Genomic DNA, 13,824 nt, shown 5'->3' with positions numbered 1-13,824 from the left:
GCAGAACGACCGTTTCACATCACACGTGCCGTGCCGCATCACGAGGGAGCCCTTATCCAGAGATGCAGAATCTCTACATCAGACCTGCCGACAGCCCAATAGAACGCACAAGCTGGTTCACACGACGCCCAGATTGCGCTGCAACTCTCTCAATACCTGCTTGGTGCCGGGCCGGATCCCTCGCCATACGGTAAAGGCCTCAGCAGCCTGCTCGACCAGCATGCCCAATCCATCCATGGTATGGCGCGCGCCATGTTGTTTGGCCCAGCCGATGAAGGCTGTGTCCGTTGCGCCATACATCATGTCGTAGATCGCGATGTCCGGGTGGATGAGGGTTGGCGCCAAAGGTGGCAACTCTCCTTGCAGACTCGCTGAGGTGGAATTGATGATGAGATCGAACGGCCCCACCAGCTGTTCATAGGGTTGAGCAGTGATGCTGCCCAGATCCCTGAACTCCACAGCCAGCTGTTCCGCCTTGGCATGGGTACGGTTGACCACGACGATCTCGCCCGGCGCTTCCACCAGCAGGGGGGCCAGGGCGCCACGAGCTGCGCCACCGGCCCCCAGAAGCAGGATCCTGCTACCGGCAAGGTTCACTCCGTGAGCCTTGAGATCGGCGACCAGCCCGGCGCCGTCGGTATTGTCACCCAGCAGCACACCATCTTCAGTCAGTTTGATGGTGTTGACCGCTCCCGCCCGCTTGGCCCTGGGGCTCAGCCGCTCCACCAGCCCGAAGGCTTGCTCCTTGAAAGGTACGGTCACGTTGCACCCCTTCCCTCCTTCGGCGAAGAAGTGGTTCAGAGCGCTGGCAAACTCATCGACAGCAGGTTCTGCCAGACCATACTCCAGCGCTTGCTGGGTCTGCCTGGCAAACAGGGTATGAATGAAGGGAGATTTGCTGTGGCGCACGGGGTGGCCAAAAACCAAATAACGATCCATCAAGGCGTTCCTTTTGAGAGCAATATCCCGATTTAACGGGTTTTCTCATGAAGGAACAAGCCGAATATCGGCCAATAAGAAGAGGCCATCATGGCCCCTCTGGTCACAACCACTCGCGCGGTTTGAGGTAGTCGCTGTAGAGCAATGCCTCCGGGCTGCCAGCCTCCGGCTGCCAGTCGTACTCCCAGCGCGCCAGCGGCGGCATCGACATCAGGATGGATTCGGTGCGCCCCCCCGTCTGCAGTCCGAACAGGGTCCCGCGGTCGTAGACCAGATTGAACTCCACGTAACGGCCACGGCGATAAAGCTGGAACGCCCGTTCCCGCTCCCCATAAGCAAGCTCCTTGCGTCGCTCGACAATCGGCAAGTAGGCCGCTAGGTAACCCTCACCCACTGCACGCATGAAGGCAAAGCAGTCGGCAAAGGGCCAGCGGTTCAGGTCATCGAAGAAAAGACCACCCACCCCGCGCGTCTCGCCCCGATGCTTGAGGAAGAAGTAACGATCGCACCAGGATTTGAACTCGGGATAAATGTCGGTGCCGAACGGCTGACAGAGCTCATGGGAGACCTGATGCCAATGCCTCACGTCCTCTTCGAACGGATAGAAGGGCGTCAGGTCGAAGCCGCCACCAAACCACCAGATCGGCTCCTCCCCCTCTTTCTCGGCGATGAAGAACCGCACATTCGCATGGCTGGTCGGTACATAGGGATTATGCGGGTGGATCACCAGCGACACCCCCATGGCCTCAAACCTGCGGCCAGCCAGTTCGGGACGATGTGCGGTCGCGGATGCCGGCATGGCATCGCCATAGACATGGGAGAAGTTGACCCCACCTTGCTCGATCACCGCCCCCTGGCGCAGCACCCGTGTTCTACCGCCACCACCACCTTCGCGACTCCAGGCATCTTCCACAAAGCGCCCGCATCCATCGGCCTGCTCCAGGCCACGGCAGATATCATCCTGCAATTGCAGCAGGAAGGCTTTTACCTGGGCCACATCCGGTTTGCTCATTTTATCTCCTGTCAGACAGGCATCATGCATGCACTGCCTGCACTTCTCGTATTGTCATGACCTCATCGCACAACCTGCATGAAACAGGGCCGTGCCCAACTCAGGATGGGCGAATGATGGCCCCGGTGCGGGCGTCCTTGATTTCGGACGGGTTGGCTTGCCCCCCGACTTCGCCGGGCAGAATGTAAGCCAGCTGGCTTGCCAGCAGATCGCCAATATCAGCCACCCGGCGAGCGGGTTCCTCACCGGTGAGATTGGCACTGGTGGACACCAGCGGTTTGCCAAATGCCCGGCAAAGCCCTTGCACCTGGGGATGGCCTGTGACCCGCACCGCCAGAGTCTCGAACTGACCGGTCAACCAGGACGGCGTCGTCGCGCGAGCGGGCATGATCCAGGTGAAGGGACCAGGCCAGCTCGCCTGCACGCGAGCAAGCTGCTCATCGCTGAGCTGGCTCAGGTCGATGTAGTCCTGCAATTGCGCCAGATCTGCCGCGATCAGGATCAATCCCTTCTCCACCGGCCGCTGCTTGATGGCCAGCAGCCGCTGCACGGCGGCTTCGGAATCAGGATCACACCCCAGACCAAACACGGCTTCAGTGGCATAGGCGATAACCCCTTCTCCTTGAAGGGCGGCAATCGCTTGTTCAAATTCATTTGGCATAAGCACATGCGACAGCCACGCTGCCGCCTCTCATCACTGGATTGTATGTTGAACCGACATGACGGCATCGGGGCCATCACTGCTGCGATATGGGCTATATCCCTGCTCCTCTTCAGTCATGCATTTCGGTTCAGACGCTTGAGTGCATCAGTGAACCGAGCAACCGCAGGGAGCTTGAGATGGCGATCAGGTCAGGATCAGGGCAAGTTGGGCGATGTGCATCAGCTCACAACCTCACGCTGACCAGCAATCCGCCTGCCTGATCATGGGCGGCGAGATTATACCCGCTCAATCTGGTGGGAGCATTTCTTTTGCGGGCAGACCCAGCGCAGGTTTCCCCGCACCTTCTTCTCGATCATGATGCCCCAGCCACACTCGGGACAGGGTATGGGAACCGGCTTGTCATTCACCACATACTTACAGTGAGGATAGGCGTCACACGAGTAGAACTGTTTGCCATAACGGGACGTGCGGCTCACCAGATGACCTTTGCCACACTCCGGGCAGAGGATTTGGGTATCGTCACTCTCCTGAAGGGATTCGATATGCTGACAGGCCGGGTACTGGGTACATCCCACAAACAGACCGTAACGACCCTTCTTGATGGCCAGTGGATGGCCACAATCCGGACAGGACGACCCCTCGAGCACTTTCTCTATATCGCGGCCAGAGGGGGTGAGGGAGCGAATGTAATCGCAAGCGGGATAGGCTGAACAACCAAGGAAGGGACCGTGCTTGCCCTGGCGGATCACCAGTTCAGCACCACACTGCGGGCACGGCTCGCGCTCGAAGGCATGTTCGTGGGCAGAGAAGAGGTGGTGATCGATCTTTGACATGGGCCGCGCCTTGAAATCCAGATGGCCTGAATTCTACCAGCGCGGCACCGGGCTGTCAGTGGATGACGCCGTCCGACTCGTCAAACACCAGCTCTTCCATCTGCTGGTAGGCGTTTTCACTGCCTGGCACATTGAACAGCACCATCATGACGACCCACTTCAGATCGTCCAGCTCGATGTCCGGCTTGTCCAGCTCGAGCAACCGTTCGATGCAGATTTCACGGGTTTCGGCATTCAGCACTTGCGCCTGCTCCAGGAACAGCAGGAAACCGCGACATTCAGTACTGAGGCGAACCAGCTCCTGCGGCGCATAGATCCGCATAGAGCCCTGCTGGCTTGCGGTGACATAGACTTCCCGCTCGCTGTCGTGCAGGTTGGCCAGTCGCTCCAGCCAGTTGAGCGCTTTCTCGATCTCGTCCTTGTCGAAACCGGCCCGGCTCAGTTCGTCGGTGAGTTCATCCTGCTCGACCATCACATCTGCATCGCTGTGGATGTAGGTCTCGAAAAGGTACATCAATACATCAAACATGATTCGCCCTCCTCGCTCTGACGTATCCACCGGCTACCGCCATCACTGCACCAACCAGCTCCAGCTCTACCAACCTGCCCAGTACGACATCGACAGGAAGCCGGGCCCGTTCGGCAACGGTATCCACGCTCGTGGTCTCATAATCTACGTTATCCAACAAATCGGCATAAGGCAATTCGCTATTATACTGCGCCTCGGAAGAACCGTTGACTGGTCCGGGGGGCAAGACCAGCCTTGGAAACTCTTCCAGGATATCGGCGACATTCAAGACCAGCTTGGCACCCTGTTGAAGCAGACGGTTGCAGCCTGCTGCCTGTGCATTTTGCGGGGCGCCGGGAACGGCAAAGACCTCGCGGCCCTGCTCCAGCGCATAACGGGCCGTGATGAGCGAACCACTCTGTTCTGCCGCTTCCACCACCAGTGTCCCCAGCGACAGACCACTGATGATACGGTTGCGGCGAGGGAAGTGTTCAGCCAGGGGGCCTTGCTGGGGCGCCAACTCGGAGACAAGCAGACCTTCCTGCTCGAGGATCTGCATCGCCAACCCCTGATGACGCTTGGGGTAGAGACAATCCAGACCGGATCCCAGCACCGCCAGGGTGATTCCGCCCGATGCCAGCGCCTGCTGATGGCAGACGCCATCGATGCCCAGCGCGAGGCCGGAGGTGATCGCCAGACCACAGTCCACCAACTCGGCACACAAGCGTGTCGCATTGTCTTTGCCGGCATAGGTGGGGTGGCGGGTACCCACCATCGCCAACTGTGGCAAGGAGAGGGATGAGACGTTCCCGCGGCAGTAGAGCAAGAGCGGGGCGCCGGGAATCTCTTTGAGCAGGGCAGGATATGCGGGGTCATCGGGACAGAGGAGGTGATTGCCGGACTCGGCGGCCCAGCTCAATCCCTGCTCCACGACAGGAAGAGGCCATCTCATCTGCTGAATCTGGACACTCTGCAGACCAAGAGCTCGGAGGGCGCCATCGTCTGAGTCAAACAGAGTTGTGATGTCACCACCCACATGAGCCAACAGGCGAGCGGCGGTGACCGGGCCTATGCCTGTAACGGCATCCAGCGTCAGCCATAGCGACAACCGCTCCAGTGGCAAGGACACGTCAGAAATTACTGACCTGATAACCAGAGCCGACCAGATCCTGGCTCTGCAGGATAAGACCGTAACTCAATTTGTCGTAGACCTTGAACAGCATGACTCTGGCAACGGCCTCGGCAGGCAGCGATGACTTGCCGGCAGAATAGAACGCCTTGTCATAGACGGATGAATATTCCCGGTATGACACCTTGCCATTCTTGTCCACCATCTCGGCTCCCGGGCGCAGGATCTCGAGCACATCGCCCGGGGCCACCTGATCACGCTCCCCCTTGTTGATGAGTACCACATCAAATTTGCCCCCACCATGTACCTTGCTCGGCAGCTCGATCACATAGCCGGGGGAAATGGAGGGTGCCGCCTTTGGCATGAACACGGCAGAAATGCTCTCCTGCGGCGGCAGCGGCATCACCTTGTCACCCTGATACACCTCACGCCGGTTATGGGTCAGCGTCACTTTGGTGGTGTCGTGGGCAAGGTACTCCTCTGCCCGCACCGTGCCGACAAAAATCGCCTCCTGACCGAGCGACTCGCCAGTATGCTTGTCCTTGTATGCCACCCCCGGGCGATAGAGGCCATAACTCTGGCCCGGGTTCAGGGCTCCTTTCACATAGAGAATGTCGCCCTCCAGCATCCCGACATGCTTGTCATTGTTGCCGAGCACATAGGGCAGGTCCTTGCTCTGCTGGCTGTTGGCCAGAATGTGGTCGGTCTGCAGGAAGGGCGCTATCTCGCTCAGAGGCAGGGTCGGTATGGGATTGGCCTTGTTTTCATAGCGGTTCTTGGGCGAGAGACGGATGACCTGCTTGCCCCCCTGACTGGCTTTGCCGAGCCGAGGCTCACCATTGACCCAGCTCAGGTGCAGCACGTCACCGGGATAGATCCAGTGAGGATTGGCGATCTGCGGATTGATGTTCCAGAGGCGTGGCCAGAGCCAGGGTTCGGCCAGATACTGGCCCGAGATATCCCAGAGGGTGTCCCCTTTTTGCACCACATAAGTCTCGGGGTAACCGGATTTGAGCGTCAACTGCTGTGCCATGGCGCCACCGGCCAGGGCTGTCGCCAGGCAGGCGACGACGATTTGCTTCAGATACATAACACTCCCTGTTACTTCTGCACGCAAAGTGTTGCTGTTTTTTGTCGGCGTAAATGACTAGAATTACGTCAATATTGACTGCGTTTATATGAAACTAAAGAAAAAATTATGGCCATTCTAGATGTATTGCGTTTCCCCGATGAGCGTCTGCGCACAGTCGCGGCCCCTGTCGAAGCCTTTACACCCGAGTTACAACACATTGTAGATGATATGTTCGAAACCATGTACGCGGAGGAAGGCATCGGCCTGGCTGCGACCCAGGTCGACATTCATCAGCGCATCATCGTCATCGATGTCTCCGAGAACCGCGAAGAACAGCTGGTGTTGATCAACCCGGAGATCCTGGAGCAGTCCGGCAGCACCGGCATCGAAGAGGGCTGCCTCTCCGTGCCCGGCAACCGTGCTCTGGTTCCGCGCGCCGAGTGGGTCAAGGTCAGGGCGCAAGATCGCCACGGCAACACCTTCGAGCTGGAAGCGGACGATCTGCTCGCCATCTGCATACAACATGAGATGGATCATCTGGTCGGCAAGCTGTTTGTGGATTACTTGTCCCCGCTCAAGCGCCAGCGCATTCGTCAGAAGCTGGAAAAGATGGCCCGTGAAGATCGCAAAGTCCTCTGAGGATCCGCTCCATTGAACAAGCTGAAACTGATTTTTGCCGGTACCCCCGACTTCGCCGCCCGTCATCTGGCGGCGTTGTTGTCTTCCGGCCACGAGGTCGTCGCCGTTTATACCCAACCGGACAAGCCCGCCGGTCGCGGCCAGAAGCTCACTGCCAGCCCGGTCAAGGAGCTGGCGCTGGCCCACGATCTGCCGGTCTATCAACCTGCCTCCCTGCGCAATGAAGCGGCGCAAGCCGAACTGGCCGCTCTGGGTGCCGATCTGATGGTCGTCGTGGCTTATGGCCTCATCCTCCCCAAGGCGGTGCTCGATACGCCGCGTCTGGGTTGCATCAACGTGCACGGCTCCCTGCTGCCGCGCTGGCGCGGTGCCGCCCCGATTCAACGCTCCATCTGGGCGGGGGATGCCGAAACCGGCGTCACCATCATGCAGATGGATGTGGGGCTGGATACCGGCGCCATGATCCGCAAGGTAACCTGCCCCATCGCCAGTGATGAGACCTCTGCCAGCCTCTATGACAAGCTGGCCGGTCTGGGCCCGCAGGCACTGGTCGATACCCTGGACGCCATGGCTGCCGGCGACACCGCCGCCGAGCCCCAGGACGATGCGCTGGCCAACTACGCCGAGAAGCTCTCCAAGGAAGAGGCCCGCATCGACTGGTCGATGGACGCCGTTGCCATCGAACGCTGCATCCGCGCCTTCAACCCTTGGCCCATCAGCTGGTTCGAGGTCGCCGGACAGACCGTCAAGGTGTGGCAGGCCGAAGTCCTTCCCAAGGCGCACGGCCAGGCAGCCGGCACCCTGCTCAAGGCCGACAAGCAGGGGATCGAGGTTGCCACCGGTCAGGGCGTGCTGCGCCTGCTGACCCTGCAACCTCCCGGCAAGAAGGCCATGTCCGTTTCGGATCTGCTCAACTCTCGCCGCGACTGGTTTGAACCTGGCACGCAACTGATTTGATCTGGATTGAATTGACACAAGCGGGGCCCTGGCCCCGACTTGTGCATCTAAGGTAACGCTATGAAAACACGCGCACAGGCTGCTCTCGTCATTCAACAGGTGCTGGATCAGGGTCAATCTCTCTCCGCCGTTCTGCCTGCTGCCCAGGAGAAGGTCGCCCCTCGCGATCGCGCCCTCCTGCAAGAACTCTGCTACGGCACCCTGCGCTGGCTGCCCCGCCTCGATGCGGCGGTCAGCGAGATGATGGACAAGCCGCTCAAGAACAAGAGCCGCATCTTCCACTACCTCATCCTGGTCGGCCTCTACCAGCTCATCTATACCCGCATTCCGGCTCACGCCGCCGTGGCCGAGACCGTCAACGCCGTCAAGCTGCTCAAGGGCTCTTCCCTGCGCGGCCTCATCAACGGCGTACTGCGCAACTTCCAGCGCAGCGCCGAAGTGATCCTGCTGCGCATCGACCGCGTTCCCAGCGTCCGCCTCGGCCACCCCGAATGGCTCACCAAGCGCCTGCGCCAGGCCTATCCCGATGACTGGGAGTTCATCATGGAGGCCAACAACCAGCGCCCGCCCATGTGGATCCGCAACAACAGCCAGCGCCAGAGCCGCGAGGCCATGCTGGCCCGCATGAGCGAGGCGGGCATCCCGGCCATGGCCGGTGTGGAAGGGGAAGATTGCATCCTGCTGGAGCGCCCCTGCGACGTGACAAAGCTGCCCGGCTTCGAGCAGGGTGACTGCTCGGTGCAGGACGGTGCCGCCCAGCAGGCCGCCGCCCTGCTCGATCCCCAGCCAGGCGAGTGGGTGCTGGACGCCTGCGCCGCCCCCGGCGGCAAAACCGCCCATTTGCTGGAACGCCAGCCGGCCCTTGCCGGCGTGGTTGCCGTCGACGCCGACGACAACCGCCTCAAGCGGGTGCAGGAGAACCTGGATCGCATCGGCCTTCAGGCCCAAGTGATCCACGGTGATGCCAGCACGCCGGATCTGTGGTGGCCACAGGGGCAGTTCGACCGCATCCTGCTGGATGCCCCCTGCTCCGCCACCGGCGTCATCCGTCGTCACCCCGACATCAAGTGGTTGCGCCGGGATCAGGACATCCGCGAGCTGGCCGAGCTGCAACGCCGCATTCTCGATGCCCTCTGGGGCAAGCTGAAGCACGGCGGCACCCTGCTCTACGCCACCTGCTCCGTGTTGCCGGAAGAGAACCGGGAGCAGATCCGCGCCTTCCTGGCAGATACCCCGGATGCCCGCCTGGTGCCGTTGCATGCAGAAGACACCCCGGCCTGTCCGGGTCGCCAGTTCCTGCCCGGAGAGGCGGAGATGGACGGCTTCTACTATGCCAAGCTCATCAAGCTGTAGGCCGAACCGGCGGATGGCAGGCCCGGTGACGGGCCGCCTCATTACGAAGCAACAACCTTGAGTAAGATGGCCTTATGAAAATCATCATTCTGGGCGCAGGTCAGGTGGGTGGCACCCTGGCCGAAAATCTCGCCGGCGAGAACAACGACATCACCATCGTCGACACCGACAGCGAGCGCCTGCGCGAACTGCAGGACAAATTCGACCTGCGGGTGGTGAACGGCCACGGCGCCCATCCCAGGGTGCTGCGCGAAGCCGGCGCCCAGGATGCCGACATGCTGGTCGCCGTCACCAACAGCGACGAGACCAACATGGTCGCCTGCCAGGTCGCCTACTCCCTGTTCAACACCCCGAACAAGGTGGCGCGCATTCGGTCCCCCGCCTATCTGGTGGAGCGGGATCGCCTGTTCCTGCCAGAATCCGTCCCCGTGGACCACCTGATCGCCCCCGAGCAGTTGGTGACCGACTACGTGCGTCGCCTGATCGAGTATCCGGGGGCGTTGCAGGTGGTGGATTTTGCCGACGGCAAGGTGGGCCTGGTGGCGGTCAAGGCCTATTACGGCGGCCCCCTGGTGGGCAATGCGCTCTCCACTCTGCGGGAACACATGCCCAACATCGAAACCCGGGTCGCCGCCATCTTCCGCCAGGGGCGCTCCATCCGCCCCCAGGGCACCACCATCATCGAAGCCGATGACGAGGTGTTCTTCGTGGCTGCGGCGGGCCATATCCGCGCCGTGATGTCGGAGCTGCAACGCCTCGAGAGCCCCTACCGGCGCATCATGATCGTCGGCGGCGGCAACATCGGCGCCGGCCTTGCCCGCCAGCTAGAGAAGCGCTACAGCGTCAAGCTCATCGAGCGCAACCAGAAGCGGGCGGAGCAGCTCTCAGAACACCTGGAACACACCATCGTCTTCTGCGGCGATGCGGCGGATCAGGAGCTGCTGGCGGAGGAGCACATCGACCAGATCGACGTCTTCATCGCGGTCACCAACGAGGATGAGGCCAACATCATGTCGGCCCTGCTCGCCAAGAAGATGGGGGCCAAGAAGACCATGGTCCTGATCCAGCGCGGCGCCTACGTGGACCTGGTACAGGGCGGCTCCATCGACATCGCCATTTCCCCCCAGCAGGCCACCATCTCGGCCCTGCTGACCCATGTGCGCCGTGCCGACATCGCCAACGTCTACAGCCTGCGCCGCGGGGCGGCCGAAGCCATCGAGGCGATCGCCCACGGGGACGAGAACACCTCCAAGGTGGTGGGCAAGACGGTGGGCGAGCTCAAGCTGCCCCCGGGCACCACCATAGGCGCAGTGGTGCGCGGTGACGAGGTGCTGATCGCCCACGATCGCACCCAGATACAGCAGGATGACCACGTGGTGATGTTCCTGGTGGACAAGAAGTACATCCCGGAAGTGGAGCGTCTGTTCCAGCCCAGTCCCTTCTTCCTGTAAGCCGGCCATGTCTCTGGCAACGGTATCCGGACCCGGCCCTTTTTCTCAGGAAAGGTCCGGGTCTTTTTTCAATCAACGACCAGGTTATCTTGCATGATCAAGCTGCATCCCATCGTCTTCACGCTCGGGCTGGTACTCTCCAAGCTGGCGCTCTTCATGTGGCTGCCCACCCTGCTGGCCCTGCTGACCGGTTCGGAAGGTTTCGTCGAATTTCTCAAGTCGGTCTTGATCACCCATGGTGCCGCCCTGCTCTGCCTCCATTACGGTCGCAAGGCAGAGTTTCACCTCGGCGTGCGGGAAATGTTCCTGCTCACCACCTCGGTCTGGGTGGTCGCCTGCGTCTTCGGGGCCCTGCCCTTCGTCTTCATCACCCATATCGACTTTGCCGACGCCTACTTCGAGACCATGTCGGGGGTCACCACCACGGGATCCACCGTGCTGTCGGGGCTCGACGGCATGGCCCACAGCATCCTGCTGTGGCGATCCATCCTGCAGTGGCTGGGCGGAGTCGGCTTCATCGTGATGGCGGTGGCGGTGCTGCCCTACCTCAACGTCGGAGGCATGAAGCTGTTCCAGACCGAGAGCTCGGATTGGTCCGACAAGAGCGCCCCCCGCGCCAAAACGGTGGCCAACAACATAGTGCTGGTCTATCTGGTACTCTCCATGCTCTGCTTCCTCGCCTACTGGGTGAGTGGCATGAACCTGTTCGAAGCGGTCAACCACGCCATGACAACCCTCAGCACCGGCGGCTACTCCACCTCCGATCAATCCATGTCCCACTTCTCCCACGCGGCGCACTGGATAGGCACCCTCTTCATGTTCCTCGGCGGCCTGCCCTTCCTGCTCTATGTGCAGGCTCTCTCCCGCCGTGACAACAGCCTGTTCAAGGATGCCCAGGTGCAGGGCTTCTTCTGGCTGATCGTCTGGGTGACCCTGGTCGTCACCTTCTATCTCTGGGTGAGAGACATCTACGGCTTCATGGATGCCTTGCGCATCAGCAGCTTCAATATCGTCTCCGTGCTCACCACCACGGGTTTCGGACTCGGCGACTTCGGCACCTGGGGCCCGCTCACCACCATTATCTTCATCATCCTGCTGGCACTCGGCGCCTGCTCCGGCTCCACCTCGGGCGGGCTCAAGATCTTTCGGGTCCAGGTGGCCTTCGCCCTGTTCAAGAAACAGATGCGCCAGCTGATGCACCCCTCCGCCGTGTTTCCCCAGAAGTACAACGGCCGTCCGGTCAACGACGCCATCATCCGCTCCCTGATCTCCTTCGTGCTGGTCTACTTCGCCATTATCCTGCTGATCGCCGCCCTGCTCGCCGCCATCGGGCTGGACCCCCTGACCGCCATCTCGGGCTCCATCACCGCCGTGGCCAACGTGGGCCCGGGCATGGGGCCTGTCATCGGTCCCAGCACCAACTTCGCCAGTCTGCCGGATGCGGCCAAGTGGATACTGTCGTTCGGCATGCTGCTGGGACGCCTCGAGATCCTGACGGTGGCGGTGCTCTTCTTCCCCTCCTTCTGGAAGCAATAAGCAGCCGTCCAGGCTGTTGCATGAAACGAAAAGGGCAGCCAATGGCTGCCCTTTTCGTTGTCCCGGCGAATGACGACTCCCCTCAGTCCGCCGACTCCTCCCGCTCCAGCGCCCTGTCCACCAGCGCGTCCGGCAAGGGCTTGGTCACCTCGACCCCCAGCTCGCGAAAGCGCTCGGCCTGGGCGATCAGGTTGCCACGACCGTTGACCAGCCGGCCCATCGCCTTGTCGTAGCTCTCCTGCGCCTTGTGCAGGCTGCCCCCCATCTGCTGCATCTCCTCCACGAACAGCCGCAGCTTCTCGTAGAGGCGACCGGCCCGCTCCGCTATCTGGCGCGAGTTCTGGTTCTGCCGCTCGTAGCGCCACAGGTTCTCTATGGTGCGCAGCGCCACCATCAGGTTGGTAGGGCTCACCAGCAGGATGTTGTGTTCCAGCCCGTAGCGCACCAGGGAAGGGTCCGCTTCCAGGGCAGCGAGGAAGGCAGGCTCCACCGCCACGAACATCAGCACATAGTCCAGGGTGCGCACCCCGGGCAACTGCTGGTAATCCTTGCGGCCCAGCTCGCGGATATGGTTGCGCACCGAGGCGACGTGCTCCTTGAGCGCCACCGCCTTCTCCAGATCGTCAGCGGCGTTGTACCAGCGCTCATAGGCGGTCAGCGACACCTTGGCGTCGATGATGATGTCCTTCTCCTGGGGCAGGTGGACGATGACGTCGGGCTGGTAGCGCTTGCCCTTGTCCACCTCGATGTTGACCTGGGTGTGGTACTCATGCCCCTCGCGCAGGCCGCACTCGGAGAGGATCCGCGCCAGCACCACCTCCCCCCAGTTGCCCTGCTGCTTGCTGTCGCCCTTGAGGGCCCGGGTCAGCGCCGCCGCCTCTTCGGTCATGCGGGCGTTGAGCTCGGCAAGGCGCTCCAGCTCGAACTTGAGGTTGTGGCGCTGGGCCGTCTCCTGGGCGTGGGTCTCTCCCACCTGGCGGCGAAAGCCCTCCAACTGCTCCTTGAGTGGAGTCAGCAGGAGATCCATGCTGTTCTGATTCAGTTCGCGGAAGTTTCCAGCATTTTGTTCAAAGATACGATTGGCGAGGTTCTCGAACTGTTGGCCGAGGCGCTGCTCAGCCTCTTGCTGCAACTGCAGCTTCTCGGCGCTGGCGATGCGTTCGCTGCGCAGAGTCGCCTCGGCCTCCTTGAGGCGGGCGGTGAGCTTGAGCAGCAGGGTCTGCTGCTGATCCAGCTTCTGCTGAGCCAGCATCTTCTCGTCCTGCAGCGCGTCCCAGCGATCCTGCAACCCCTGATAACGCTCCTCCAGCAGCAGCGCCTCTTCACGGCCGCTGCGTCGCCCCCACCACCAGCCGAACAGCAGCGCCAGCCCGCCAGCCAGCATGGCAGGCCACCAGGTCAGCAGCGGAGTCATCGGCGCCCCCGCTGGCGCAGGAAGAGTTCGAGATAGCGGTTGAGCAGCAACCAGATCAGCACATAGAGCAGATAGGCCGCCAGCACCACCCACTTGTGGCTGTTGACCCCGGTATCCAGTTCACTGAACTCGATACCCTTGAGATGGCAGTAGGCCCACATCAGCAGGGGGAAGACATAGAGCAGAGAAGCACGCCACAGAAATAGCCACATGAGTTCATTCAATCCCGCAAAAAGACCCGCCTAGCTTACACAAGGGCAACCCGGCTTGCGATCCTGCCCGCCGCTATTCTCTGGCTTGCCGGCCTAAAACTGGAT

The 13,824-nt window shown here is 61.3% G+C and carries 14 protein-coding genes; 5 read left to right on the top strand and 9 right to left on the bottom strand.

The window, feature by feature from the left end; genetic code table 11:
* Window positions 1-117: 117 nt before the first annotated feature.
* The 7 genes from aroE to AB5Y89_RS02535 all read right to left on the bottom strand — a co-directional run bounded on the left by aroE (window position 118) and on the right by AB5Y89_RS02535 (window position 6,175).
* On the bottom strand, window positions 118-939 hold the full coding sequence (gene aroE / locus AB5Y89_RS02565) for a shikimate dehydrogenase (RefSeq protein WP_368222823.1): 822 nt from the start codon (window positions 937-939) through the stop codon (window positions 118-120).
* 103 nt (window positions 940-1,042) lie between these two features.
* Entirely contained in the window at window positions 1,043-1,951 is a 909-nt protein-coding gene (hemF, locus tag AB5Y89_RS02560) for an oxygen-dependent coproporphyrinogen oxidase (protein WP_103244068.1), read from the bottom strand.
* Between the two features lie 100 nt (window positions 1,952-2,051).
* Complete coding sequence (locus tag AB5Y89_RS02555) at window positions 2,052-2,612, bottom strand: Sua5/YciO/YrdC/YwlC family protein (protein WP_323951092.1); 561 nt, start codon at window positions 2,610-2,612, stop codon at window positions 2,052-2,054.
* Between the two features lie 278 nt (window positions 2,613-2,890).
* Entirely contained in the window at window positions 2,891-3,448 is a 558-nt protein-coding gene (locus tag AB5Y89_RS02550) for a type I DNA topoisomerase (RefSeq protein WP_045522424.1), read from the bottom strand.
* A 55-nt stretch (window positions 3,449-3,503) separates the two neighbouring features.
* Entirely contained in the window at window positions 3,504-3,977 is a 474-nt protein-coding gene (locus AB5Y89_RS02545; RefSeq protein ID WP_010672510.1) for a DUF494 family protein, read from the bottom strand.
* Complete coding sequence (dprA, locus tag AB5Y89_RS02540; RefSeq protein WP_368222822.1) at window positions 3,970-5,085, bottom strand: DNA-processing protein DprA; 1,116 nt, start codon at window positions 5,083-5,085, stop codon at window positions 3,970-3,972. Before dprA ends, AB5Y89_RS02545 begins: the two co-directional genes overlap by 8 nt.
* A gap of 1 nt (window position 5,086) precedes the next feature.
* The gene (locus AB5Y89_RS02535) at window positions 5,087-6,175 is read right to left on the bottom strand and encodes a LysM peptidoglycan-binding domain-containing protein (RefSeq protein ID WP_302097858.1); all 1,089 of its coding nucleotides are present in this window, start codon (window positions 6,173-6,175) and stop codon (window positions 5,087-5,089) included.
* 108 nt (window positions 6,176-6,283) lie between these two features.
* On the opposite strand from AB5Y89_RS02535, the gene def reads away from it, so the two are divergent.
* From def to AB5Y89_RS02510, 5 genes are all read left to right on the top strand, one after another.
* Entirely contained in the window at window positions 6,284-6,796 is a 513-nt protein-coding gene (gene def, locus AB5Y89_RS02530; protein WP_010672507.1) for a peptide deformylase, read from the top strand.
* Window positions 6,797-6,808: 12 nt separating this feature from the next.
* Complete coding sequence (fmt, locus tag AB5Y89_RS02525) at window positions 6,809-7,753, top strand: methionyl-tRNA formyltransferase (protein WP_048209226.1); 945 nt, start codon at window positions 6,809-6,811, stop codon at window positions 7,751-7,753.
* Window positions 7,754-7,813: 60 nt separating this feature from the next.
* On the top strand, window positions 7,814-9,106 hold the full coding sequence (rsmB, locus tag AB5Y89_RS02520) for a 16S rRNA (cytosine(967)-C(5))-methyltransferase RsmB (RefSeq protein WP_124245012.1): 1,293 nt from the start codon (window positions 7,814-7,816) through the stop codon (window positions 9,104-9,106).
* Window positions 9,107-9,180: 74 nt separating this feature from the next.
* Window positions 9,181-10,557, top strand: coding sequence for a Trk system potassium transporter TrkA (gene trkA / locus AB5Y89_RS02515; RefSeq protein ID WP_010672504.1), 1,377 nt, complete (start codon window positions 9,181-9,183; stop codon window positions 10,555-10,557).
* A gap of 93 nt (window positions 10,558-10,650) precedes the next feature.
* The gene (locus AB5Y89_RS02510; protein ID WP_010672503.1) at window positions 10,651-12,093 is read left to right on the top strand and encodes a TrkH family potassium uptake protein; all 1,443 of its coding nucleotides are present in this window, start codon (window positions 10,651-10,653) and stop codon (window positions 12,091-12,093) included.
* Between the two features lie 82 nt (window positions 12,094-12,175).
* Here the strand turns inward: AB5Y89_RS02510 and rmuC are convergent, their stop codons facing one another.
* Window positions 12,176-13,507 carry a DNA recombination protein RmuC gene (rmuC, locus tag AB5Y89_RS02505; protein WP_045522434.1) on the bottom strand — a complete coding sequence of 444 codons (1,332 nt, stop codon included), beginning with the start codon at window positions 13,505-13,507 and terminating at the stop codon, window positions 12,176-12,178.
* Window positions 13,504-13,719, bottom strand: a complete 216-nt coding sequence (locus tag AB5Y89_RS02500; protein ID WP_010672501.1) for a hypothetical protein — start codon at window positions 13,717-13,719, stop codon at window positions 13,504-13,506. The genes rmuC and AB5Y89_RS02500 overlap by 4 nt, the downstream gene beginning before the upstream one ends.
* Window positions 13,720-13,824: the final 105 nt, after the last annotated feature.

Source organism: Aeromonas sp. s4 (assembly GCF_040907855.1).
GTDB classification, from domain to species: Bacteria; Pseudomonadota; Gammaproteobacteria; order Enterobacterales; family Aeromonadaceae; genus Aeromonas; species Aeromonas caviae.
The sequence above is the reverse complement of the archived record's forward strand: the minus strand, read 5'-3'. Positions and strand labels throughout refer to the sequence as shown.

Bases quoted from the DNA above. Each gene is read 5' to 3' on its own strand.
- AB5Y89_RS02550 (WP_045522424.1), bottom strand. From the start codon at position 3,448: ATGTCAAAGATCGATCACCACCTCTTCTCTGCCCACGAACATGCCTTC.
- AB5Y89_RS02535 (WP_302097858.1), bottom strand. From the start codon at position 6,175: ATGTATCTGAAGCAAATCGTCGTCGCCTGCCTGGCGACAGCCCTGGCC.
- aroE (WP_368222823.1), bottom strand. From the start codon at position 939: ATGGATCGTTATTTGGTTTTTGGCCACCCCGTGCGCCACAGCAAATCT.
- def (WP_010672507.1), top strand. From the start codon at position 6,284: ATGGCCATTCTAGATGTATTGCGTTTCCCCGATGAGCGTCTGCGCACA.
- AB5Y89_RS02545 (WP_010672510.1), bottom strand. From the start codon at position 3,977: ATGTTTGATGTATTGATGTACCTTTTCGAGACCTACATCCACAGCGAT.
- hemF (WP_103244068.1), bottom strand. From the start codon at position 1,951: ATGAGCAAACCGGATGTGGCCCAGGTAAAAGCCTTCCTGCTGCAATTG.
- AB5Y89_RS02500 (WP_010672501.1), bottom strand. From the start codon at position 13,719: ATGTGGCTATTTCTGTGGCGTGCTTCTCTGCTCTATGTCTTCCCCCTG.
- rmuC (WP_045522434.1), bottom strand. From the start codon at position 13,507: ATGACTCCGCTGCTGACCTGGTGGCCTGCCATGCTGGCTGGCGGGCTG.
- AB5Y89_RS02555 (WP_323951092.1), bottom strand. From the start codon at position 2,612: ATGCCAAATGAATTTGAACAAGCGATTGCCGCCCTTCAAGGAGAAGGG.
- trkA (WP_010672504.1), top strand. From the start codon at position 9,181: ATGAAAATCATCATTCTGGGCGCAGGTCAGGTGGGTGGCACCCTGGCC.
- AB5Y89_RS02510 (WP_010672503.1), top strand. From the start codon at position 10,651: ATGATCAAGCTGCATCCCATCGTCTTCACGCTCGGGCTGGTACTCTCC.
- rsmB (WP_124245012.1), top strand. From the start codon at position 7,814: ATGAAAACACGCGCACAGGCTGCTCTCGTCATTCAACAGGTGCTGGAT.